19 protein-coding genes are annotated in these 23782 nt (G+C 68.6%); 15 read left to right on the forward strand and 4 right to left on the reverse strand.

Going from position 1 to position 23782, the window contains the following annotated elements:
* Nucleotides 1-191 precede the first annotated feature (191 nt).
* The 4 genes from metH to EFK10_RS17535 all read left to right on the forward strand — a co-directional run bounded on the left by metH (nt 192) and on the right by EFK10_RS17535 (nt 8372).
* Complete coding sequence (gene metH, locus EFK10_RS17520) at nt 192-3695, forward strand: methionine synthase (RefSeq protein WP_127356608.1); 3504 nt, start codon at nt 192-194, stop codon at nt 3693-3695.
* A 181-nt stretch (nt 3696-3876) separates the two neighbouring features.
* Nucleotides 3877-4578, forward strand: a complete 702-nt coding sequence (locus EFK10_RS17525; RefSeq protein WP_127356609.1) for an HAD family hydrolase — start codon at nt 3877-3879, stop codon at nt 4576-4578.
* Nucleotides 4579-5088: 510 nt separating this feature from the next.
* Nucleotides 5089-6684, forward strand: a complete 1596-nt coding sequence (locus tag EFK10_RS17530; protein WP_127356610.1) for an ABC transporter substrate-binding protein — start codon at nt 5089-5091, stop codon at nt 6682-6684.
* A gap of 89 nt (nt 6685-6773) precedes the next feature.
* Nucleotides 6774-8372 carry an ABC transporter substrate-binding protein gene (locus tag EFK10_RS17535; RefSeq protein ID WP_127356611.1) on the forward strand — a complete coding sequence of 533 codons (1599 nt, stop codon included), beginning with the start codon at nt 6774-6776 and terminating at the stop codon, nt 8370-8372.
* A 42-nt stretch (nt 8373-8414) separates the two neighbouring features.
* Here EFK10_RS17535 and EFK10_RS17540 read toward each other — a convergent pair whose 3' ends face one another.
* Together EFK10_RS17540 and EFK10_RS17545 are read right to left on the reverse strand one after the other, a co-directional pair.
* The gene (locus EFK10_RS17540) at nt 8415-9086 is read right to left on the reverse strand and encodes a response regulator (protein ID WP_127356612.1); all 672 of its coding nucleotides are present in this window, start codon (nt 9084-9086) and stop codon (nt 8415-8417) included.
* Between the two features lie 9 nt (nt 9087-9095).
* Nucleotides 9096-10001, reverse strand: coding sequence for a RecB family exonuclease (locus EFK10_RS17545; protein ID WP_127356613.1), 906 nt, complete (start codon nt 9999-10001; stop codon nt 9096-9098).
* Nucleotides 10002-10096: 95 nt separating this feature from the next.
* On the opposite strand from EFK10_RS17545, the gene EFK10_RS17550 reads away from it, so the two are divergent.
* The 3 genes from EFK10_RS17550 to EFK10_RS17560 all read left to right on the forward strand — a co-directional run bounded on the left by EFK10_RS17550 (nt 10097) and on the right by EFK10_RS17560 (nt 13213).
* Nucleotides 10097-11329 carry a site-2 protease family protein gene (locus tag EFK10_RS17550; RefSeq protein ID WP_127356614.1) on the forward strand — a complete coding sequence of 411 codons (1233 nt, stop codon included), beginning with the start codon at nt 10097-10099 and terminating at the stop codon, nt 11327-11329.
* 219 nt (nt 11330-11548) lie between these two features.
* The gene (locus EFK10_RS17555; protein ID WP_127356615.1) at nt 11549-12463 is read left to right on the forward strand and encodes a tRNA (adenine-N1)-methyltransferase; all 915 of its coding nucleotides are present in this window, start codon (nt 11549-11551) and stop codon (nt 12461-12463) included.
* A 189-nt stretch (nt 12464-12652) separates the two neighbouring features.
* The gene (locus EFK10_RS17560; protein WP_127356616.1) at nt 12653-13213 is read left to right on the forward strand and encodes a hypothetical protein; all 561 of its coding nucleotides are present in this window, start codon (nt 12653-12655) and stop codon (nt 13211-13213) included.
* Between the two features lie 4 nt (nt 13214-13217).
* Here EFK10_RS17560 and EFK10_RS17565 read toward each other — a convergent pair whose 3' ends face one another.
* Nucleotides 13218-13508: a ferredoxin gene (locus tag EFK10_RS17565; protein WP_127356617.1), complete on the reverse strand. Its 291-nt coding sequence runs from the start codon at nt 13506-13508 to the stop codon at nt 13218-13220.
* Nucleotides 13509-13760: 252 nt separating this feature from the next.
* On the opposite strand from EFK10_RS17565, the gene arc reads away from it, so the two are divergent.
* The 6 genes from arc (at nt 13761) to prcA (ending at nt 19857) form a co-directional block, all read left to right on the forward strand.
* Nucleotides 13761-15527: a proteasome ATPase gene (arc, locus tag EFK10_RS17570; protein WP_127356618.1), complete on the forward strand. Its 1767-nt coding sequence runs from the start codon at nt 13761-13763 to the stop codon at nt 15525-15527.
* A 277-nt stretch (nt 15528-15804) separates the two neighbouring features.
* Nucleotides 15805-17316: a depupylase/deamidase Dop gene (dop, locus tag EFK10_RS17575; protein ID WP_407647095.1), complete on the forward strand. Its 1512-nt coding sequence runs from the start codon at nt 15805-15807 to the stop codon at nt 17314-17316.
* Nucleotides 17317-17450: 134 nt separating this feature from the next.
* A complete protein-coding gene (locus tag EFK10_RS17580; protein ID WP_127356619.1) occupies nt 17451-17669 on the forward strand; it encodes a ubiquitin-like protein Pup in 219 nt (72 codons plus the stop codon).
* A gap of 186 nt (nt 17670-17855) precedes the next feature.
* Nucleotides 17856-18269: an endonuclease VII domain-containing protein gene (locus tag EFK10_RS17585; RefSeq protein ID WP_407647096.1), complete on the forward strand. Its 414-nt coding sequence runs from the start codon at nt 17856-17858 to the stop codon at nt 18267-18269.
* A complete protein-coding gene (gene prcB, locus EFK10_RS17590; protein WP_127356621.1) occupies nt 18221-19066 on the forward strand; it encodes a proteasome subunit beta in 846 nt (281 codons plus the stop codon). Before EFK10_RS17585 ends, prcB begins: the two co-directional genes overlap by 49 nt.
* Nucleotides 19067-19107: 41 nt before the next feature.
* Nucleotides 19108-19857, forward strand: coding sequence for a proteasome subunit alpha (gene prcA, locus EFK10_RS17595; protein ID WP_127356622.1), 750 nt, complete (start codon nt 19108-19110; stop codon nt 19855-19857).
* Between the two features lie 21 nt (nt 19858-19878).
* Here the strand turns inward: prcA and EFK10_RS17600 are convergent, their stop codons facing one another.
* The gene (locus tag EFK10_RS17600) at nt 19879-20880 is read right to left on the reverse strand and encodes a LacI family DNA-binding transcriptional regulator (RefSeq protein WP_240677275.1); all 1002 of its coding nucleotides are present in this window, start codon (nt 20878-20880) and stop codon (nt 19879-19881) included.
* A gap of 178 nt (nt 20881-21058) precedes the next feature.
* On the opposite strand from EFK10_RS17600, the gene EFK10_RS17605 reads away from it, so the two are divergent.
* Both EFK10_RS17605 and pafA read left to right on the forward strand, forming a co-directional pair.
* Nucleotides 21059-22306 carry an MFS transporter gene (locus tag EFK10_RS17605; RefSeq protein WP_127356624.1) on the forward strand — a complete coding sequence of 416 codons (1248 nt, stop codon included), beginning with the start codon at nt 21059-21061 and terminating at the stop codon, nt 22304-22306.
* Nucleotides 22307-22315: 9 nt separating this feature from the next.
* A complete protein-coding gene (gene pafA, locus EFK10_RS17610; RefSeq protein WP_127356625.1) occupies nt 22316-23677 on the forward strand; it encodes a Pup--protein ligase in 1362 nt (453 codons plus the stop codon).
* Nucleotides 23678-23782: the final 105 nt, after the last annotated feature.

Here is a 23782-nt window from a genome sequence, read left to right on the forward strand (position 1 = left end):
CATGGGTCGACAATGTTGAACAACGTCAGACCATGTCGACCCCATCTTGTCAGAGTCGATTCTGACACCTACCGTCCGCCCCTCGGAATCCCCAGGACCCGGTTCTGTCCGCGCGTTAGTCTGGCCCGGTGCGGGCCCGATCAATTCGGACACGCAAAGCCGACAGCCGTCGCATCCCAGGGAGCACATTCATGGCCTCGCCGTCCCCCTCGTCCGCCAGCACCGCCCGAGCCACAGCGCTCCGCGAGGCCCTCGCCACCCGTGTCGTGGTGGCCGACGGCGCGATGGGCACCATGCTCCAGTCGCACGACCCCTCCCTCGACGACTTCCAAGGGCTCGAGGGCTGCAACGAGGTCCTGAACGTCACCCGCCCGGACATCGTCCGATCGGTGCACGAGGAGTACTTCGCGGTCGGCGTGGACTGCGTCGAGACCAACAGCTTCGGCGCCAACCTGGCAGCGCTGGGGGAGTACGACGTCGCCGACCGCATCTACGAGCTCTCCGAGGCCGGCGCCCGCATCGCCCGCGAGGTCGCCGACGACTTCGCCGCCGACGGCCGCCCCCGCTGGGTGCTCGGCTCCGTCGGCCCCGGCACCAAGCTGCCGACCCTCGGCCACGCCCCGTACGAGACGCTGCGCGACGGCTACGAGCAGAACGTCGCCGGCCTCATCGCGGGCGGCGCCGACGCGGTCCTGATCGAGACCTCCCAGGACCTGCTGCAGATCAAGGCCTCGGTCATCGGCGCGAAGCGCGCCATGCGGGCCGCGGGCCTGGAGCTGCCGCTGCTCTGCCAGGTCGCGGTGGAGACCACCGGCACCATGCTGCTCGGCTCGGAGATCGGCGCCGCGCTCACCGCGCTGGAGCCGCTGGGCATTGACATGATCGGCCTGAACTGCTCCACCGGCCCCGCCGAGATGAGCGAGCACCTGCGCTACCTGGCCCGGCACGCCCGAGTGGGCGTTTCCTGCATGCCCAACGCCGGACTGCCCGTGCTCACCAAGGACGGGGCGCACTTCCCGCTCAGCCCCGTCGAGCTGGCGGACGCGCAGGAGACCTTCGTACGCGAATACGGACTGTCCCTGGTCGGCGGCTGCTGCGGCACGACCCCCGAGCACCTGCGCCATGTGGTCGAGCGGGTCCAGGGCCACGACCTCACCCCCCGCCGGGCGCGTCCCGAGCCCGGCGCCGCCTCCCTCTACCAGACGGTGCCGTTCCGTCAGGACACCTCGTACCTGGCCATCGGCGAGCGCACCAACGCCAACGGCTCCAAGAAGTTCCGCGAGGCCATGCTCGAGAGCCGCTGGGACGACTGCGTGGAGATGGCCCGCGAGCAGATCCGCGAGGGCGCCCACCTGCTGGACCTCTGCGTGGACTACGTGGGCCGCGACGGCGTCGCCGACATGAAGGAGATCGCCGGACGCTTCGCCACCGCCTCCACCCTGCCGATCGTGCTGGACTCCACCGAGCCGGCCGTCCTGCGCGCCGGACTGGAGAAGCTCGGCGGCCGCGCGGTGATCAACTCGGTGAACTACGAGGACGGCGACGGCCCCGAGTCCCGCTTCGCCCGCATCACCTCCCTGGCGGTCGAACACGGCGCGGCGCTGATCGCGCTCACCATCGACGAGGAGGGGCAGGCCCGTACCCCCGAGCACAAGGTCGCGATCGCCGAGCGGCTGATCGCCGACCTCACCGGCAACTGGGGCGTGCGTGAGTCCGACATCCTCATCGACTGCCTGACCTTCACCATCTGCACCGGCCAGGAGGAGTCCCGCAAGGACGGCCTCAACACCATCGAGGCCATCCGCGAGCTCAAGCGCCGCCACCCGGACGTCCAGACCACCCTGGGCCTGTCCAACATCTCCTTCGGCCTCAACCCGGCGGCCCGCGTGGTACTCAACTCGGTCTTCCTCAACGAGTGCGTGCAGGCCGGCCTCGATTCCGCCATCGTCCACGCCTCCAAGATCCTGCCGATCGCCCGGATCCCCGAGGAGCAGCGCGAGGTCGCCCTCGACCTGGTCTACGACCGCCGCCGCGAGGGCTACGACCCGCTGCAGGCCTTCCTGGAGCTGTTCGAGGGCGTCGACCTGAAGTCCGTCAAGGCCGGCCGCGCCGAGGAACTGGCCGCCCTGCCACTGGACGAGCGCCTGCAGCGCCGCATTATCGACGGCGAGAAGAACGGCCTGGAGGCCGACCTCGACGAGGCCCTGACGACCCGCCCCGCTCTCGATATCGTCAACGTCACCCTCCTGGAGGGCATGAAGGTCGTCGGCGAGCTCTTCGGCTCGGGCCAGATGCAGCTGCCCTTCGTGCTCCAGTCCGCCGAGGTCATGAAGACCGCGGTGGCCTACCTGGAGCCGCACATGGAGAAGACCGACGACCAGGGCAAGGGCACCATCGTGCTCGCCACGGTCCGCGGCGACGTCCATGACATCGGCAAGAACCTGGTGGACATCATCCTGTCCAACAACGGCTACACCGTGGTCAACCTCGGCATCAAGCAGCCCGTCTCGGCGATCCTCGACGCCGCCCAGGAGCACCGCGCCGACGTCATCGGCATGTCGGGCCTCCTGGTCAAGTCCACGGTGATCATGAAGGAGAACCTGGAGGAGCTCAACCAGCGCAAGCTCGCCGCCGACTACCCCGTCATCCTCGGCGGGGCCGCGCTGACCCGGGCGTACGTCGAGCAGGACCTCCACGAGATCTACGAGGGCGAAGTCCGCTACGCCCGCGACGCCTTCGAGGGCCTGCGCCTCATGGACGCCCTCATCGGGGTCAAGCGTGGCGTCCCCGGAGCCGTACTCCCCGAACTCAAGCAGCGCCGGGTGCCCAAGCGGGACCTGCCGGTGGAGGAGCCGGAGGAGAACCGCGGCCAGATCCGCTCCGACGTCGCCGTCGACAACCCCGTCCCCACCCCGCCCTTCTGGGGCTCGCGGGTCGTCAAGGGCATCCCGCTCAAGGACTACGCCTCCTGGCTGGACGAGGGCGCCCTCTTCAAGGGCCAGTGGGGCCTGAAGCAGGCCCGCGCCGGCGGCCCGAGCTACGAGGAGCTGGTGGAGACCGAGGGCCGGCCCCGGCTGCGCGGGCTGCTGGACCGGATGCAGACCGACGGGCTGCTGGAGGCCGCCGTCACGTACGGCTACTTCCCCTGCGTGTCCAAGGGCGACGACCTGATCATCCTGGGCGACGACGGCACCGAGCGCACCCGCTTCACCTTCCCCCGCCAGCGCCGTGGCCGCCGCCTCTGCCTGGCCGACTTCTTCCGCCCGGAGGAGTCCGGCCAGACCGACGTCGTCGGCCTGCAGGTCGTCACCGTCGGCAACAAGGTCTCCGAGGCGGCCAACGAGCTGTTCGCCACAGACTCCTACCGCGACTACCTGGAGCTCCACGGCCTGTCCGTCCAGCTCGCCGAGGCCCTCGCCGAGTACTGGCACGCCCGGGTCCGCGCCGAGCTGGGCTTCGCCTCCGAGGACCCGGACGACGTCGAGGACATGTTCGCCCTGAAGTACCGGGGAGCCCGCTTCTCCCTCGGCTACGGCGCCTGCCCGGAGCTCGAGGACCGCGCCAAGATCGCCGAGCTGCTCGAACCCCAGCGGATCGGCGTCGTGCTCTCCGAGGAGTTCCAGCTGCACCCCGAGCAGTCCACGGACGCCATCGTCATCCACCACCCCGAGGCCAAGTACTTCAACGCCCGCTAGAGCGCAGCCCAGAGGCACTCACGGGCCGTCCACGACGCGCCCACGACCCGCCCCGGAGGCACTTCCGCCGCCGGCGACGTAGACTGGACGGTCCGGTAGAGGCCGGTCGCCCCGCCCCACCACCGTGGAGCCATGGCGACCGGCCTTCGTCTCCCCCTGGACAGCGCGAGGAGTGGGCCGTATGACCAGCACGATTCCCGCCGTGGACAGCCGCCCGGCTGACGGTTCCGCCCTGCAGGCCGTACTCCTGGACATGGACGGCACCCTCGTCGACACCGAGGGCTTCTGGTGGGATGCGGAGGTCGAGGTCTTCGCCGAGCTGGGCCACGCCATCGACGAGATCCACCGCGAGGTGGTGGTCGGCGGCCCGATGGCCCGCAGCCTGGGCCACCTGATCTCGGTCACCGGCGCCGACGCCACCCTCGCCGAGCTGTCGGCGCTGATCAATGTGCGCTTCGCCGAGCTGATCGGCCGGGGCGTCCCCCTGATGCCGGGCGCGCGGCGGCTGCTGACCGAACTCGGTGCCCATGGGGTGCCCACAGCGCTGGTCTCGGCCTCCCAGCGGCATGTGATCGACTCCGTACTGCGGTCGCTGGGGCACGAGCACTTCGCGCTGTCGATCGCGGGCGACGAGGTCTCCAGGACCAAGCCGCACCCCGAGCCGTACCTGCTCGCGGCGGCCCGGCTGGGGGCCGATCCGGCGCGCTGCGTGGTCATCGAGGACACCCCGACCGGAGTGGCGGCGGCGGAGGCGGCCGGCTGCCAGGTGGTGGCCGTGCCCTCGATCGCGCCGATCCCGAAAGCGCCCGGACGTACCGTCGTGCCCTCACTGGAACACGTGGACCTGCCTTTTCTGCGCTCTCTGATTACGTCCGTGCACTGAGAGTGCGCCCATAACCGGCTTTCGGAACTGTGGGCGCCTGACCGATCGTTTTCCGTGACGAATGCGCCTGTCCGAATTCATCTACCCGGCAAAAACAACGGACGCGTGATTCTTGTCACGTCAATGCCCGTCGACAGGCGGCCCGTTGAATGCTGCGCGCCCCCGACCGGAGTCGCCGGCGGGGTCGTTGTGTCCCCTTTGCTGCCCTAACCCACCAGATCGTTCCCGTGTTCGGATATCGGAGTGGCGCACCCCGTTACAGGCCCGTGATTCGCGCTCGGCTTCCCCGTGTTCCAGCGACGTCGGGGCTTCGAAGTACTGTCCTGGCACGTCAACACCGCTGCCGTCACGGCTTCCACCCAAGTTCGCCCCATCTTCGGTGCCGCACCTTCGCATTCTCGGTATCGTCGCTCAAGTGTGCGAGCCCCCACCCTCCGTCGGCGGCCGGCATCTTGACGTACCAGTACGACACAGCACGGCCGCAGGCCGGAAACAGGGAGAACAACGAGGATGAAGCGCAAGCTACTGGTGCTGCCGGCCCTGGTGGGTCTGATCGCGCCCGTACTGGCTGGTTGCGGGGGCTCCGGCGGCAGCGGTTCCAGCGACAAGGCCATCGTCGTCGGCAGTACGGATTCCATCGTTGTCTCGAAGGACAATCCGGCGCCGCTCGACCCGGCCACCTCGTACGACGCGGCCACCTGGAACATCCTGTCCAACACGTTCCAGATGCTGCTGCGCCTCCCGCGCAGCGGCACCACGCCGGAGCCCGACGCCGCCAAGAGCTGCGCATTCTCCGACACGCAGTCAGAGACCTACCGGTGCACGCTCCGTGACGGCCTGACCTTCTCCAACGGGGACGCGCTTACTGCCGAGGACGTGAAGTACTCCTTCGAGCGGATGCTCAAGATCAACAGCGACCTCGGCCCGGCCAGCCTGCTGTCCGGTCTCAAGAAGGTCGAGACCCCGAACGACAAGACCGTGGTCTTCGACCTCAAGGCTCCCGACGCCACCTTCCCGTACAAGCTGGCCACGCCTGCCGGGGCCATCGTGGACGGCCAGGTGTACCAGCCCGACAAGCCGTACGACGGCCTCAAGGTCCTCGGCTCGGGCCCGTACAAGCTGGATTCCTTCAACCAGGGTGACAGTGCTGTCCTCTCGAAGAACGACAGCTACAAGGGCAATGTCACCCTGAAGAACAGCAAGATCGAAGTGAAGTTCTTCGACGACTCCAGCAAGATGAAGGACGCGCTCGCTGCCGGCACCATCGATGTCGTGGCAGGCTCCACCGCCTTCAAGCCGGCCGAGATCCAGTCCATGCAGGACGGCAAGGTCAAGGGCGTCACGCTCACCGAGGGCTCCGGCACCGAGACCCGCTACCTCGTCTTCAACACCAAGTTCCAGTCCGTGCAGCCCAAGGCCGTCCGCGAGGCCGTCGCCGACATCCTCGACCGGTCGACGCTGGCCCGCGACACGTACCAGCGCACCGTGGACCCCCTGTACTCGATCGTTCCGCAGGGCATCAGCGGCCACAAGAACTCTTTTTACAACCTCTACGGTGAGCCGAGCACGACCAAGGCGTCGCAGGTGCTGCAGAGCGCCAACATCTCCACCCCGGTGAAGATCACGTATACGTACCGGACCACCGCCGGCTCCTCGGCCGGCGAGGAAGCCCTCTGGCTGCAGAAGTCGCTCAACGCCACCGGGCTGTTCGACGTCAGCCTCAAGAAGGTGGACTACGGCACCTTCGTCGGCAACGCGATCAAGGGCAAGTACGCCTTCTACGGCATCGGCTGGGCCCCCGACTTCCCCGACGCCGACAACTACATCGCCCCCTTCATCAGCGACAACTTCCTGCAACTGCCCTACACGAGCCCCACCATCACCGGCACACTGCTCCCGCACACCCGCGAGCAGGCGGCCCGTGAAACCACGTCCAGCGACTTCGGCAAGATGCAGGACATCGTCGCGAAGGACATCCCGCTCATCCCGCTCTGGCAGGCCAAGGGTTACGTGGCCTCCCGTTCCGACATCACCGGTGTCGAGTGGGTTCTTAACTCTTCCTCCACAATCCAGTACTGGGAACTGGGCCGCGGCATGACAGGATGACCCACCGGTCGCGCGGATCCGGGACGTTCGCGTCCAGCGATCCGCGCGACCTTTTTGGTGATGGGTCGAGAAACCTGTGAGGAATGCTCGTGAGGAATCGAGTCCAGCGGCTGGCGCTTCCGCTCTCTGTGACCCTGACGGCGGCGGTGGTCGCCGGGTGCGGCTCGGGGTCGTCGGCCGGGAACACCTCCGGCGAGGCCATCACCATGGGGATCACCGACAAGGTGACCTCCGTCGACCCGGCAGCCGGCTACGACGTGGGCTCCTGGATCGTCTTCAACAACGTCTTCCAGTCTCTCCTCAGCTTCCCCAACGGGGGCACCACGCCCGTGCCCGACGCCGCCAAGAGCTGCAAGTTCACCGACACCAGCAGCAAGACCTACGCCTGCACCCTGAGGTCGGGACTGAAGTTCAGCAATGGCGACAGTCTGACCTCCGAGGACGTCAAGTTCTCCTTCGAGCGCACCATCAAGATCAATGACGACAACGGCCCGGCGAGCGCGCTGCTCGGCTCGATCAAGTCCGTCGACACCCCCGGGGCCGACAGCGTCATCTTCCATCTCAAGTACTCCGACGCGACCTTCCCCATGAAGATCGCCTCGGGTGCCGGATCCATCGTGGACCACAGCCAGTACAAGATGGACGCGCTGCGCACCGACGGCAAGGCCGTCGGCTCCGGGCCGTACACCCTGGAGTCGTACGACAAGAACAAGGAAGCCGTCTTCAAGGTCAACGGCAGCTACAACGGCGACGACGTGATCAAGAACGCCGGCATGACCATGCGCTTCTACAACGACGAGACCACCCTGAAGCAGGCCCTCACCGACGGCACCGTCGACCTCGCCTACCGAGGCCTGGAGATGCAGGACATAGCCAACATCCAGGCCGCCTCCACCAGCGGCAAGGGCAACCTGGACGTCGTCGAGGGCAGCGGCGCCGAGGTCCAGCACCTGGTCTTCAACCTGAACGACCCCGTGGTGGGCAACAAGGCGGTCCGCCAGGCCATCGCGTACATCATCGACCGCCAGTCCATGATCCGCGACGTCTACAAGCGCACCGTCGACCCGCTCTACTCGGTCGTCCCGGCCGGCATCACCGGCCACAACACCGCCTTCTTCGACCGCTACGGCGAGGGCGGCGACACCGTCAAGGCCGGCGCCGTGCTGAAGAGCGCCGGCATCACCGGCAAGGTCAGCTTCACCCTGTGGGCCACCCCGGTCCGCTACGGCACCGGCACCGTCGCCGAGCTCAACACCATCGCCAAGCAGCTCAACGCCACCGGCCTGTTCGACATCACGGTCAAGAGCGTCGACGCCGACACGTACGCCAAGAACATCGAGGCCGGCAAGTACGCCGCCTACGTCAAGGGCTGGGTCCCCGACTACCCGGACCCCGACAACTTCACCGCCCCGTTCTTCGGCGACGGCAATGTGCTCTACAACCACTACACCAACAGCCGGATCACCGCGGACCTGATCCCCGGCACCGCCGCCCAGTCCGACCGCAGCCTCACCGTCCCCCAGTTCAAGGAACTGCAGGACCAGGTCGCCAAGGACGTGCCGATCATCCCGCTGTGGCAGGGCAAGCAGTACGTCGTCGCCCAGAACAACATCAACGGCCTGGAATGGACCCTCGACGCCTCCACCGTCTTCCGCTTCTGGGAGATCGAGAAGGTCGCCAAGCAGTAGCCCCGGGACGGGCCACCGGGCCAGTGCCGTCCCGGGGAGCCGTCACTGCGCCCCGGGACGCACCAGTCCGCTCTCGTACGCGTACACGGCCGCCTGCACCCGGTCGCGGAGCGCCAGCTTGGTCAGCACATGCCCGACGTGGGTCTTCACCGTCGTCTCGCTGACGAACAGCTCCGCCGCGATCTCCGCGTTCGACAGGCCGCGGGCCACCAGCTTCAGCACCTCGACCTCGCGCTCGGTCAGGGTGTGCAGCGGCTGCGGCACCGCCTCGTCGCCCGAGGGCAGTCGGCCCGCGTACTTGTCCAGCAGCCGCCGGGTGATGCTCGGCGCGAGCATGGCCTCGCCGTCGGCGACCACCCGGATCGCCTGCACCAGTTCGTGGGCCGGCGCGTCCTTCAGCAGAAAGCCGCTGGCGCCGGCGCGCAGCGCCTCCACTACGTACTCGTCGAGGTCGAAGGTGGTCAGGACCAGCACCTTCGCCGGGCCGTCCCGTCCGGGGCCGGTGATCTGGCGGGTCGCCTCCACCCCGTCCATCCGCGGCATCCGGATGTCCATCAGCACCACGTCGGGCTGCAGCGCCCGCACCTGGTCCAGGGCCTGCTGGCCGTCGCCGGCCTCTCCGATCACGGCCAGGTCCGGCTCGGCCTCCAGGATCATCCGGAAGCCGGTGCGCAACAGCGGCTGATCGTCCACGAGCAGGACGCGAATCGCCACGGGGTCTCCTTATGCGGTCGCCGAGGAATCCTCATTCTTCCCCACCAGCGGCAGCGGATACGGCGGGGGAGTGCCCCCGAAGGACGGGCACACCGCCTGGTGGTCGCACCAGTCGCACAGCCGGCCCGGGCGCGGCCGCCAGTCACCCGTCTCCGTCGCCAGCCGGATCGCCTCCCACAGCGCCTCCAGCTTGCGCGCCACGGTCCGCAGATCCGCCTCCGTCGGGTCGTACGTCAATACGTCACCGCTGCCCAGGTAGACCAGCTGCAGCCGGCGCGGCACCACCCCGCGCAGCCGCCACAGCACCAGCGCGTAGAACTTCATCTGGAACAGCGCCTCGTCCGCGTACTCGGGCCGGGGCGCCTTGCCGGTCTTGTAGTCCACCACCCGCAGATCACCGGTGGCCGCCGCGACATCCAGCCGGTCGACATAGCCGCGCAGGGTGAGCCCCGACTCCAGCTCCGTCTCCACGTACAGCTCGCGCTCGGCGGGCTCCAGGCGGGTCGGATCCTCTAGGGTGAACCACCGATCGACCAGCGCGGCGGCGCTTTCCAGCCACGCCGCGAGCCGGGTACCGGCACTCTCGGCACTCTCGGCCGCATCCTCGCCCGGGAACAGCTCGGCCAACTCCGGCCGCGCGGCCAGCAGCTTCTCCCACTCGCCCGGCACCAGCGCCCGCGCCCGCTCGGCCGTCCGCTCCACCGCCGGCGCGTCGAACAGCCGCTCCAGCACCGCGTGCACCACGGTGCCCCGGGTCGCCGCCTCGCTGGGCTTCTCCGGCAGCTTGTCGATCACCCGCAGCCGGTACAGCAGCGGACACCGCATAAAGTCCGAGGCGCGGGACGGCGACAACGATGACGGCGGCCGCGGTCCCGACTGCCGCTGCGGGGGAATGCCGTCAGTACTGGTGCCCATGGCAGGACCCTACGGCGTCTCACTGACAGTCGGTGTCAGCACCGCGGGGCCGGGCAAATACCATCGACGTCACCAGCGTCCAACGAGGGGAAACAGTGAGCGAGAACGGGCAGCCGCCGTCCGACGGCGAGCGCACTCCCGGGCCCGGCAACGGCCCCGGCGGCACAGGGAAGCGCCCGCCGGGCGGCGGATTCCTGATGGGCCGCATCTTCGGCGTGCCCGTCTACGTCGCCCCCAGCTGGTTCCTCGTCGCCGCCCTCATCACCTGGGTCTTCGGCGGCCAGCTCGACCGTGTTCTGCCCGAACTCGGCAACCTCCGCTACCTCGTCTCGCTGTTCTTCGCGGTCGCCTTCTACGCCTCCGTACTCGTCCACGAGCTTGCCCACACCGTGGCGGCGCTCCGCTTCGACCTGCCGGTACGGCGCATTCAGCTGCAGTTCTTCGGCGGCGTCTCGGAGATCGAGAAGGAGTCCGAGACCCCGGGCCGGGAATTCGTCCTGGCCTTCGTCGGCCCGCTGCTCTCGCTCGTCCTGTCCGGGCTCTTCTACCTCGGCCTGAAGCTCGTCGAGCCCGGCACCGTCCCCGGCGTCCTGCTCGCCGGCCTCATGATCAGCAACCTCATCGTCGCCGCCTTCAATCTGCTGCCCGGCCTCCCGCTGGACGGCGGCCGGATGCTGCGCGCGGTGGTCTGGAAGCTCAGCGGCAAGCCCATGACCGGCACCGTCGCCGCCGCCTGGACCGGGCGCGCGCTGGCCATCGCCGTCCTGATCGGCCTGCCCCTGCTCTCGTACGCGGGCGGGGCGTCCAGCGGCAACCCCACCAGCGGCTTCGACTCCCTCACCGACGCGCTGCTGGCCGCCATTCTCGCCGCCATCATCTGGACCGGCGCCGGCAACAGCCTCCGCATGGCCCGCCTGCGCGAACACCTCCCCGAGCTCCAGGCCCGCACCCTCACCCGGCGGGCCGTCCCCGTCGCCTCCGACACCCCGCTGTCCGAGGCGCTGCGCCGCGCCAACGAGGCCGGCGCCCGCGCCCTCGTCGTGGTCGACGGCCACGGCGATCCCACCGCCGTCGTCCGCGAGGCCGCCATCGTCGGCGTCCCCGAACACCGCCGCCCCTGGGTCGCCGTCTCGGGCCTCGCCCAGGACATCAAGCCGGGGATGAAGGTTTCAGCTGAGCTCGCCGGAGAAGACCTCCTGGACACCCTGCGGGCCACCCCGGCGACCGAGTACCTGGTCGTCGAGCCGACCGGCGAGATCTACGGCGTGCTGTCCACCGCGGACGTGGAGCGGGCTTTCCTGGCGGCCATGGCACGACCCCAGAGTTAAGAGGCCGCGCGAATAGGTGGGGCGGCGTCGCGTGCCGATGGCTCTCGCCTGGCGGCGTTGTCGTCGGTCGACGACGTCCCCCAGCCTGGCGGCTGGGTGGGGGTCCTCCCCCTGGCCTCGCCGGGGGTACCCCCACCGCCTTGCCAGACTCGGCCCTCGACACGCTCCTTGCTCCGCCCCACCTATTTGCGCGGCCTCTAGGCCGGTAGGCTTACGCACATGTCCGAACCGACCGGTGCCGCCCGTCGTCGCGGCCCCTTCCAGGTCGGGGACCAGGTCCAGCTCACCGACCCCAAGGGACGTCACTACACCTTCACGCTCGAAGCCGGGAAGAATTTCCACACCCACAAGGGTTCCTTCCCGCACGACGAGCTGATCGGTGCTCCCGAGGGCAGTGTTGTCCGCACCACGGGAAACGTCGCCTACCTCGCGCTGCGTCCCCTGCTCCCCGACTACGTCCTGTCCATGCCCCGCGGCGCCGCCGTGGTCTACCCCAAGGACGCGGGGCAGATCCTGTCGATGGCCGACATCTTCCCCGGCGCCCGCGTCGTGGAGGCGGGCGTCGGCTCCGGATCGCTCAGCACCTTCCTGCTGCGCGCAGTCGGCGACCAGGGCATGCTGCACTCGTACGAGCGCCGCGCCGACTTCGCCGAGATCGCCACCGGCAACGTCGAACGTTACTTCGGCGGCCCCCACCCCGCCTGGCAGCTCACCGTCGGTGACCTTCAGGACAACCTCAGCGACACCGACGTCGACCGCGTCATCCTGGACATGCTCGCCCCCTGGGAGTGCCTGGAGCCGGTGTCCAAGGCCCTGGTCCCCGGCGGCATCCTCTGCGCGTACGTGGCCACCACCACCCAGCTCGCCCGCACCGTCGAGGCGATCCGCGAGCACGGCACCTTCAACGAGCCGTCCGCCTGGGAGACCATGGTCCGCACCTGGCACGTCGAGGGCCTGGCCGTACGCCCCGACCACCGCATGATCGGCCACACCGGCTTTCTGCTGACCGCCCGCCGCCTCGCCGACGGCGTCGAGCCCCCGCTGCGCCGCCGCCGCCCCGCCAAGGGCGCGTACGGCGAGGACTACACCGGTCCGGGCAGCGGCAGCGCGGGCACGCCCGCAACCGAGGGCTGAGCCCGACCGTCACGACGAAGCCGCCGCCGGATTCCCGTAGGGGGACCGGCGGCGGCCCCGTTCGCGGCATCCGTCCCGGCAGTCACGGGAGTCGAACCCCGAAACACCGGACCCGATCGTTCCACCACCCTGTGACGTATGGCACCATGCTGGCCACCCCCGCAGTTCGACCTCCCAGGAGACAGGCGCGTGCAGCCTTCCGCAGGCCCGGCCCTTCCACACACCCAAGCCGGATCGGTGCACTGGATCACCACGGCCGCGGTCGTCGCCGCCGTCATAGGCGCGGGCGTACTCGTCCAGCCCGCCGACGCCTCCCCCCGCGGCTCCAAGGCCCCCGTGGCCGACGCCCCGGACGCCAAGACCGCCCACTACCCCCTGGACTGCTCCGGGGGCCCGGTGGATGTCGTGGACCACGTCTCCGGCGACCTGGACCGGGACGGTCGCCCCGAGACCGTGGCCGTCGTCCGCTGCCACTCCGAGACCGGAACCCCGCCCAGCGGCATGTACGTGCTGTCCCAGGGCGCGGCGGGCAGCACAACGCCCCGGATCGTCGAGACCCTGGTGAACCCCAAGGACCAGCGCAACATCAAGGATCTGCGGATCAGTGACAGCGCCGTCAAGGCCACCGTCCTCGGCTACTCCAGCGAGGCCGTCCCCCGCTGCTGCCCCGACCAGCAGCGCACGTACACCTGGGAATGGCGCTCGGGGACCTACTACGTGATCCCGGGGCCGCTGGCCGCCAGCGTGTGAAGGATCACTCCGCGTCGGGCCCGTAGACCTCTACACTGTCCGAAACCCGTCGCACATGAATGCAGTCTCCAGGGCACTCCCTGGCGGAATCCACCACATCGGTCAGCAGCGGCAGCGGCACCGGCGCGGTGGCCCCCGGCACCTGGCGAAGCTCTTCGTCAGAGCCTTTCACATACGCGAGCCCATCAATATCCAGCTCGAAGACCTCGGGCGCATACTGCACACAGATCCCGTCACCGGTGCACAGGTCCTGGTCGATCCAGACTTCCAGCGCCTCGCCGGCCAGCTCGCTCACGGGTACCTCGCCTGCCGTTCGTAGTCCGGTCTCGAACCGGGATGGAACCGCCCCTGACGGGCGTTGACCGAATCGACGATACAACCGCCCGCTTTCCGATGTTGCTGGGTGGGTATCTCCCTCGCGAGAGGACGTGCGCAAGGGTGAAGATCGGACACACCCCGACCGTCTTTAGTGATCTAGGGGTTTACACCCCTACCGGCACAGGTAGGGTCTGGAAACGTCCAGCTCCCCTTGGAGGAGGTGAGGACCGTGGCGGCCCACGACGACGACATCAACCGTGGCGGCCGATCGACCCGTGGTCAGGATGACCCAACGGGCCAGGTCGCCTTTCTTGAGCAGGAGATCGCCGTCCTGCGACGTAAGCTCGCCGACTCTCCGCGTCACACGAGAATTCTCGAAGAGCGGATCGTCGAGCTGCAGACCAACCTGGCAGGCGTGTCCGCTCAGAACGAGCGGCTTGCGAACACGCTCCGCGAGGCCCGCGACCAGATTGTCGCCCTCAAGGAAGAGGTCGACAGGCTCGCGCAGCCGCCTGCCGGATTCGGTGTTTTCCTGCAGGCGAACGAGGACGGGACAGCCGACATCTTCACCGGCGGCCGCAAGCTGCGGGTGAACGTCAGCCCGTCCGTCGAGCTGGAAGAACTCCGGCGCGGCCAGGAACTGATGCTCAACGAGGCACTCAACGTGGTGGAAGCCATGGCCTTCGAGAGCATCGGCGACATCGTCACCCTCAAGGAAGTCCTCGAGGACGGCGAACGAGCCCTGGTCATCGGCCACACCGACGAGGAGCGGGTGGTCCGGCTCGCCGAACCGCTGCTCGACGGCGCCCTGCGCGTCGGCGATGCCCTGCTGCTCGAACCGCGCTCCGGATACGTCTACGAACGCGTGCCCAAGAGCGAGGTCGAAGACCTCGTTCTCGAAGAGGTCCCCGACATCGACTACCGCCAGATCGGCGGCCTCGGCAACCAGATCGAGCAGATCCGCGACGCGGTCGAACTGCCCTATCTGCACGCCGAGCTGTTCAAGGAGTACGAGCTGCGCCCGCCCAAGGGCGTCCTGCTGTACGGCCCTCCGGGCTGCGGTAAGACCCTCATCGCCAAGGCGGTCGCCAACTCCCTTGCGAAGAAGGTCGCCGAGGTCACCGGACAGCCGCAGGGCAAGAGCTACTTCCTGAACATCAAGGGTCCTGAGCTGCTCAACAAGTACGTCGGCGAGACCGAGCGGCAGATCCGCCTGGTCTTCCAGCGTGCGAGGGAGAAGGCCAGCGAGGGCACTCCCGTCATCGTCTTCTTCGACGAGATGGAGTCCCTCTTCCGCACCCGCGGCTCCGGTGTCAGCTCGGACGTGGAGAACACCATCGTCCCGCAGCTGCTGGCGGAGATCGACGGTGTGGAAGGCCTGGAGAACGTCATCGTCATCGGCGCCTCCAACCGCGAAGACATGATCGACCCCGCGATCCTGCGGCCCGGCCGCCTGGACGTGAAGATCAAGATCGAGCGGCCGGACGCCGAGGCGGCCAAGGACATCTTCTCCAAGTACCTGGTCCCGTCCCTCCCGCTGCACAGCGAGGACATGTCGGAACACGGTGGATCGAGCGCCGGCACCGTCGACGCCATGATCCAGGCCGTGGTCGAGCGGATGTACACCGAGACCGAGGAGAACCGCTTCCTGGAGGTCACCTATGCCAACGGTGACAAGGAAGTCCTGTACTTCAAGGACTTCAACTCCGGCGCCATGATCCAGAACATCGTGGACCGGGCCAAGAAGATGGCGATCAAGGACTTCCTCGACCACAACCAGAGGGGTCTGAGGGTCTCCCACCTGCTCGCGGCCTGCGTCGACGAGTTCAAGGAGAACGAGGACCTGCCCAACACCACCAACCCGGACGACTGGGCCCGCATCTCCGGCAAGAAGGGCGAGCGGATCGTGTTCATCCGCACGCTCGTCACCGGCAAGCAGGGCGCCGACACAGGTCGCTCCATCGACACCGTCGCCAACACCGGTCAGTACCTGTAAGCGACACCTCCGGCTGCGGGTGCCCACGCCGGGTGCCCGCAGCCGGGGTGTTTGAAGGCAGGACTACCTACAGGACCTACAGGACCACACAGACCGGCCATAGCAAGGTAATGAGGGAAATGATCTCCCCACCGCCGCCATCGCGTTCTAGGCTCTTCGGTACCGCGCCATGCAGTGCGGCGACGCATCATGGGACTGCAGCCGCACTGGGGCCATATGTGCAGCGGTACTTGAGCGTCCGGTCCAGCACGGGCCGGAGCCGGGCAAGGAGGGCCGCATGACCGTACGGCGAGTAATGGGTATCGAGACGGAGTACGGGATCTCCGTTCCCGGCCACCCGAACGCCAATGCCATGCTCACCTCATCCCAGGTCGTCAACGCCTATGCGGCGGCGATGCACCGGGCGCGTCGCGCCCGCTGGGACTTCGAGGAGGAGAACCCGCTGCGGGACGCCCGCGGTTTCGACCTCGCGCGGGAAACAGCGGACTCCAGCCAGCTCACCGACGAGGACATCGGCCTGGCCAACGTCATTCTGACCAATGGCGCCCGGCTGTACGTCGACCACGCCCACCCCGAATACTCCTCGCCCGAGATCACCAACCCGCGCGACGCCGTGCTCTGGGACAAGGCCGGCGAGCGCATCATGGCCGAGGCCGCCGAGCGGGCCGCCCAGCTCCCCGGCGCCCAGCCCATCCACCTGTACAAGAACAACACCGACAACAAGGGCGCGTCCTACGGCACCCACGAGAACTACCTGATGAAGCGGGAGACCCCCTTCTCGGACATCGTGCGCCACCTCACGCCCTTCTTCGTGTCACGGCAGGTCGTGACCGGGGCCGGACGCGTCGGCATCGGCCAGGACGGCCACGAGCACGGCTTCCAGATCAGCCAGCGGGCGGACTACTTCGAGGTCGAGGTCGGCCTGGAGACCACCCTCAAGCGCCCCATCATCAACACCCGCGACGAGCCGCACGCCGACGCCGAGAAATACCGCCGGCTGCATGTGATCATCGGCGACGCGAACCTCTCCGAGATCTCGACCTACCTCAAGCTGGGCACCTCCGCCCTGGTGCTGTCCATGATCGAGGACAGCTTCATCAACGTCGACCTCGCCGTCGACCAGCCCGTACGCACCCTCCACCAGGTCAGCCACGACCCGACCCTGCGGCGGCTCATCACGCTGCGCAGCGGCCGGACACTCACCGCTGTGCAGTTGCAGATGGAGTACTGCGAGCTGGCCCGCAAATACGTCGAGGACCGCTACGGCACCGACGCGGACGATCAGACCAAGGACGTACTCGGACGCTGGGAGGACGTCCTCAACCGGCTCGAGAGCGACCCCATGTCCCTGGCCGGCGAGCTGGACTGGATCGCCAAGCTGGAGCTCATGGAGGGCTATCGCCGCCGTGACAGCCTCGACTGGTCCGCCGCCAGGCTCCAGCTCATCGACCTCCAGTACGCCGACGTACGGCCCGACAAGGGCCTCTACAACCGCCTCGTCGCCCGCGGCCGCATCCAGCGCCTGCTGGACGAGGACGACGTCACCCGGGCCCGCACCAAGCCCCCGGAGGACACCCGCGCCTACTTCCGCGGCCGCTGCCTCGAGCAGTACGCGGACGACGTCGCGGCCGCCTCCTGGGACTCCGTGATCTTCGATCTGCCCGGCCGTGACTCCCTGCAGCGCGTCCCGACCCTGGAACCCCTGCGCGGGACCCGCAACCATGTCAAGGAGCTCCTTGACCGGTGCCGGACGGCTGAGGACCTTGTCCGGATCTTGTCCGGGGGCTGATACGCGGCTGAAATGCTTCTGAACCGGGAATCATCTGAGTGGCTCCCGAACGTTAGAGCAATCGAGGGCCGATGTCAGACCCTCCTAGTAGGGTCTGATCTTGTAGGACATGACACCGGAGCGGGGTGAGGGACATGGCTACCAAGGACACTGACGGCGGACAGCAGAAGGCCACGCGTTCGACCGAAGAGGTCGAGGAGACCGCGCAGGACGCGCAGGCATCCTCCGACCTCAAGGAACGGCAGGAAAAGCTGTCGGACGACGTGGACGATGTGCTGGACGAAATCGATGATGTGCTCGAGTCCAATGCCGAGGATTTCGTGAGGTCATTTGTTCAGAAAGGCGGAGAATAGCACCATATGTCCGTTTCGGGGGCGGAGAAGAAGTGCTCGGCATGCCACCGAAGTCTCCCCGTCGGTGCATTCGCGCGAAACAGGTCCAAGCTGGACGGTTTGCAGAATAACTGCCGCGAATGCACTGCGGAGGCTTACGGGCGTGGTCAGGAAGCCCGCGGAAAGAAGTTCCGGAGGGTAGTGGACGTGCCTGAGGGGCACAAGCACTGCCTTCGCTGCGACGAGGTCAAGCCCTGGAGCGAATGGCATCGCAATACAACCGCCTCCGACGGCCTGTCTACAAGCTGCAAGCAGTGCCGGGCTACTCAGGGCCGTGCTGACTACCTGAAGCGGCAGTACGGCCTCACCGAGGCCGAGCGGGACGCCATGGTCGCCGGACAATTCGGCATCTGCCGCATCTGTTTGGCAGCCTCCGCAGAACATGTGGATCACGACCACGAGACGGGTAGGGTCCGTGGCGTACTGTGCTTCAGCTGCAACGCGGCACTGGGGCAGTTCAAGGACCGGCCCGACGTCATACGGCGGGCGGCCGCATACCTGGAAGGAAACGCGTGGAAGCCAACACTCGTAGCACCGGGCGTCTACCAGCTGCCTTCCTGACGCCTGGCTCGTCCTCGTTCATGGACTTCCTGGGCGATCACTCGCCCCAGCTGCTCCCGGGCAACCGTCCGCTGCCCGCGACGCTCGGCGCGGTGGAGCTGCCGCACGGCACGACGATCGTAGCGGCGACCTTCCCCGGTGGGGTGGTGCTGGCCGGTGACCGCCGGGCGACGATGGGCAACATCATCGCGCAGCGGGACATCGAGAAGGTCTTCCCGGCCGACGAGTACTCGGCCGTCGGCATCGCCGGCACCGCGGGCCTGGCCGTGGAGATGGTGAAGCTCTTCCAGCTGGAGCTGGAGCATTACGAGAAGATCGAGGGGGCGGTGCTGTCCCTGGAGGGCAAGGCTAACCGCCTGTCGACCATGATCCGCGGCAATCTCGGGATGGCCCTGCAGGGCCTGGCCGTCGTCCCGCTCTTCGCGGGATATGACACGGACCGGGAGAAGGGCCGGATCTTCTCCTACGACGTGACCGGCGGGCGCTCGGAGGAGCACGGCTTCGCGTCCACCGGCTCGGGCTCGGTGTTCGCGCGCGGGGCGCTGAAGAAGCTGTACCGCAAGGACCTGACGGAGCAGCAGACCACGACGCTGGTCGTACAGGCGCTCTATGACGCGGCCGACGACGACTCGGCGACCGGCGGTCCCGACGTGGCGCGCCGGATCTTCCCGATCGTCACGGTCATCACGGACGAGGGGTTCAAGAAGCTCTCGGAGGCGGAGTCCTCCGAGATCGCCCGTTCCATCATCGAGCGGCGCCTGGAGCAGCCGGACGGCCCCCGGGCCGAGCTGCTCTGAGCCCGATGCACTCGTATCCGACAGAAAGGGACGGATAGCCGGTGTCGACGCCGTTTTATGTCTCACCCCAGCAGGCCATGGCGGACCGCGCCGAATACGCCCGCAAGGGCATCGCGCGCGGCCGCAGCGTCGTCGTTCTGCAGTACACCGACGGCATCGTCTTCGTCGCCGAGAACCCCTCCCGTGCCCTTCACAAGGTCAGCGAGATCTACGACCGGATCGCCTTCGCGGCGGTGGGCAAGTACAACGAGTTCGAGAACCTGCGGATCGGCGGCGTCCGCTACGCCGACCTGCGCGGCTACACCTACGACCGCCACGACGTCACGGCCCGTGGCCTGGCCAACGTCTACGCCCAGACGCTGGGCACCATCTTCTCCAGCGTCGGCGAGAAGCCCTACGAGGTGGAGCTGATCGTCGCCGAGGTCGGTGCGGCCCCGGAGGACGACCAGATCTACCGGCTGCCGCACGACGGCTCCATCGTGGACGAGCACGGCGCGGTCGCGGTCGGCGGGAACTCCGACCAGATCGGCAGCTACCTGGACCAGCGGCACCGCGACGGCATGTCGCTCGCGGAGGTGCTGAAGCTGGCCGTGGACTCGCTCAGCCGGGACAACAACGGCGCGGACCGGACACTGACCGCCGAGCAGCTCGAGGTCGCGGTGCTGGACAGAACGCGGCCGCAGCAGCGGAAATTCAAGCGGATCCTGGGCCGTCAGCTCAGCCGTCTGCTGGAGGCGGAGGACGCCTCGGCGACGAAGACGGACGAGCCGTCCGACGAGGCCGACGAGTAGGAGGCCAGGTCCCCGCGAGCATCACCCCGCGCGCCCCGGTAGGCCCTGTGCCTGCCGGGGCGCTGCCGTGGAGCCGCGTACGACGAGTTCGACCGGCAGGTCGGTACCGGTGACGGGGCGGCCCTCCAGGGCGTCGAGGAGCGCGGTCATGCCGCCGGCGCCGACCTCCTCGGCGGGCAGCCGCACCGTGGTGAGCTCGGGCTCGATGGCGGTGGCAAGGGCGAAGTCGTCGTAGCCGGTGACGGAGACGTCGTCCGGCACGCGGAGCCCCATTCGGCGCAGGGCCTTGCAGGCGCCGACCGCGAGGACGTCGTCGTCGCAGACCAGCGCGGTGGGGCGGGCGCCGGGGCGGGAGAGGAGGCGTTCCGTGGCCTGCCGGGCGTCCTCGAAGGTGAGGGCGGAGTGGGCGGTTGCGGCCGGCGAGGTGCCGAGGGTGTCGTGGAGTGCCTGGGCGCGTACCCGGAAGGTCCAGGTGTCGATGGCGGCGGCGAGGTGGGCGATCCGGTCCGGCCGGTGTCCCAGGGCGAGCAGGTGGCGGGCGGTCTGGTGCATGCCGTCGGCGATGGCGAGGTTGACGGTGGCGACCGGGCCGGGTTCGGCGGGGTCGGCGTCGAGCATGACCAGGGGCAGGCCGCCCTCACCGATCGCGGCGAGTGCGTCGGCGGCCATGGAGGAGGCGATGATGCCGTCCAGGGACGCCTGGGCGGAGCCGAACGGGTCCCTGGCAGGGCCGACGCCCTCGGGGGAGGGGTAGAGGACGACGCCGAAGCCATGCTCGGCGGCCACGCGGGCGGCACCGGTGTAGACGCGGGCGAAGTACTCGTTGGTGATCGTCGGCACGACCAGCAGCGCGGTGCGGGTTCGGCCGAGCCGCAGATTGCGGGCGGCGAGATTCGGCCGGTAACCGAGGGTCTCGGCGGCGCTGCGCACGGTGTCGGCGGTGCGTTCGGAGACCCGGCCCCGCCACTTCTCGCCCAGGACGAGCGACACGGTGGCCTGCGACACACCTGCGGCGCGTGCCACGTCCCGGCTCGTGGGCCGGGCCGCTGGCGCCGAACCGCCCGTACGCGTCACGTCGGCGCCCGGTCCTCTCGTCTGGCGGCGGCGTCCGTGGGGTGGACCCGCCCGTCCGGCCATGCTACGTATAGATGAGCGCGTTATACGTAACACCACCGGGTCTCCCGGAGAAACGGGGGCACACATGGCAGCTGGGTACGCGGATCTGCTGCGCACAAGGCACGCGACACGGCTGCTCACCGGCACCCTGGTCGGCCGGCTGCCCAACGCGACGGCGGCCCTGGGCATCGTCCTGCTCACCCGCTCCCAGGGCGGTGACTTCACCCTCGCGGGCATTCTGTCCGCCGTCTACGGCATCGCCAACGCCGTCGGCCAGCCCCTGCTCGGCCGGGCCGTGGACCGCTACGGACAGCCCCGCGTCATGCTCCCCGCCGCGCTGCTCTCGGCCGCCGGGATGGCGCTGTTCGCGCTGACCGGCCCGGACCCGCTGCCGCTCGCCTATGCCGCGATGCTGGTCGCGGGGCTGTTCACGCCGCCCCTGGAGGGCGGGCTGCGGGCGCTGTGGCCGGGGGTGCTGAACCGGGCGGACCGTATCCACGCCGCCTATGCCCTGGACGCGGCCGCGCAGGAGGTCATGTTCGCCGTCGGGCCGCTGCTGGTGACCCTGCTGGTGGCCGCGTTCTCCGAGGCGGCGGCACTGCTGTGGATCGCGGCGGTCGGCGTGGCCGGCGCCCTGTCGGTGGTGACCTCGCCGCCGTCCCGCGCCTGGCGGGCGGCGCCCCGGGCGGCGGACTGGCTCGGACCGCTCCGCGCGGCCGGCCTGGTGGCGCTGATCGGCTCGTTCTTCTTCGTCGGGCTCGCGCTCGGCTCGATAGCGGTTGCCTCGGTCTCGTACGCCGACGTCCACGGCGGCGGCATGGTGTCCAGCTACCTGCTGTCCGCGCTCGGCTTCGGCGCGCTCGTGGGCGGCGTGGTCTACGGCGCACGGCACTGGCCCGGGATCCCTGAGCGGCGGCTGCGGCTGCTCATGGTGGGTCTGGCGGTCTGCTATCTGCCGCTGGCGCTGGTGCCGGGCGTCGTCGCGATGACGGCCCTGGCGGGACTGTCTGGTTTGTTCCTGGCACCCGTGCTGGCCTGTGCCTTCGTGGTCGTCGACCGGCACGCGCCCTCCGGTACCGTCACCGAGGCCTTCTCCTGGATCGTCACCGCCTTCGGCGTCGGCGCGGCCGTCGGTACGGCCGCCGCGGGGCCCGCCGCGCAGTACGGGGGCGCCACCGCCGCGTTCGCCGTTGCGGGGGCCGGAGGCCTGGTGGCCCTGGTGGTTCTGCTGGCCTGTGGCCGTTTCCTGGTGTTCTCAAACCTGGCGAGCCGGACCGAAAAAGATCGAATCGCCGCGGCTGAACCCGGTTTCAGCCCCACGCATCAGGCGTAATGTTCAGTCATGGACCGCCGCATTTTCGGGCTGGAGAACGAGTACGGCGTCACATGTACGTTTCGAGGGCAGCGGCGTCTGTCCCCGGACGAGGTGGCGCGGTACCTCTTCCGCCGTGTCGTGTCATGGGGCCGTAGCAGCAATGTCTTTCTCCGCAACGGCGCCCGCCTCTACCTCGATGTCGGCTCGCACCCGGAGTACGCCACTCCGGAGTGTGACAATGTGACGGAGCTGGTCACTCACGACAAAGCGGGCGAGCGTATCCTCGAAGGCCTTCTCGTCGACGCCGAACGGCGGCTGCACGAAGAGGGCATCGCGGGCGACGTCTACCTCTTCAAGAACAACACCGACTCCGCCGGAAACTCGTACGGCTGCCACGAGAACTATCTGGTCGCCCGCCACGGGGAGTTCTCACGCCTCGCGGACATCCTCATTCCCTTCCTGGTCACCCGGCAGCTGCTCTGCGGCGCGGGCAAGGTGCTGCAGACCCCCAGAGGCGCGGTCTACTGCGTCAGTCAGCGGGCCGAGCACATCTGGGAGGGCGTCAGCTCCGCGACCACCCGTTCCCGGCCGATCATCAACACCCGCGACGAGCCGCACGCCGACGCGGAGCGCTACCGGCGCCTGCACGTCATCGTCGGCGACTCCAACATGTCCGAGACGACCATGCTGCTGAAGGTCGGCGCCACCGACCTCGTCCTGCGCATGATCGAGGCGGGCACCGTCATGCGCGACCTCACCCTGGAGAACCCGATCCGGGCCATCCGCGAGGTCAGCCACGACATCACCGGGTCGCGCAAGGTCCGGCTGGCCTCCGGCCGCGAGGCGTCCGCCCTGGAAATCCAGGAGGAGTATTACTCCAAGGCGGTGGACTTTTGCGAGCGTCGCGGCATCCGCAGCGGCGTCATCGAGCAGGTACTCGAACTGTGGGGCCGCACCCTCGAATCCATCGGCAGTGGTGACCTCGACCGGATCGGCACTGAGATCGACTGGGTCATGAAGTACCAGCTGATCGAGCGATACCGGGCCCGCGACAACCTCACCATGTCGCACCCGCGCATCGCGCAGATAGACCTCGCCTACCACGACATCCACCGTCGCCGAGGTCTGTACTACCTGCTCGAGAAGCGCGGCCAGGCCAAGCGGATCTGCAACGACCTCAAGATCTTCGAGGCCAAGTCGGTGCCCCCGCAGACCACCCGGGCGCGGCTGCGCGGCGACTTCATCCGCCGTGCGCAGGAGCAGCGCCGCGACTTCACCGTCGACTGGGTGCACCTCAAGCTCAACGACCAGGCGCAGCGCACCGTGCTGTGCAAGGACCCCTTCCGGTCGGTTGACGACCGGGTTGAGAAGCTCATCGCCGGCATGTAGCACGGGATGTAGCAGTTGGTGTCAATGCGACGCAGGGCCCCGTACGTTACTCGTACGGGGCCCTGCGCGCGTCGTAGAGTGGCGCGCACTGAACTGACCGTCAAG

The sequence above is a fragment of the Streptomyces soli genome, from assembly GCF_003999195.1.
Taxonomy (GTDB): Bacteria; Actinomycetota; Actinomycetes; order Streptomycetales; family Streptomycetaceae; genus Actinacidiphila; species Actinacidiphila soli.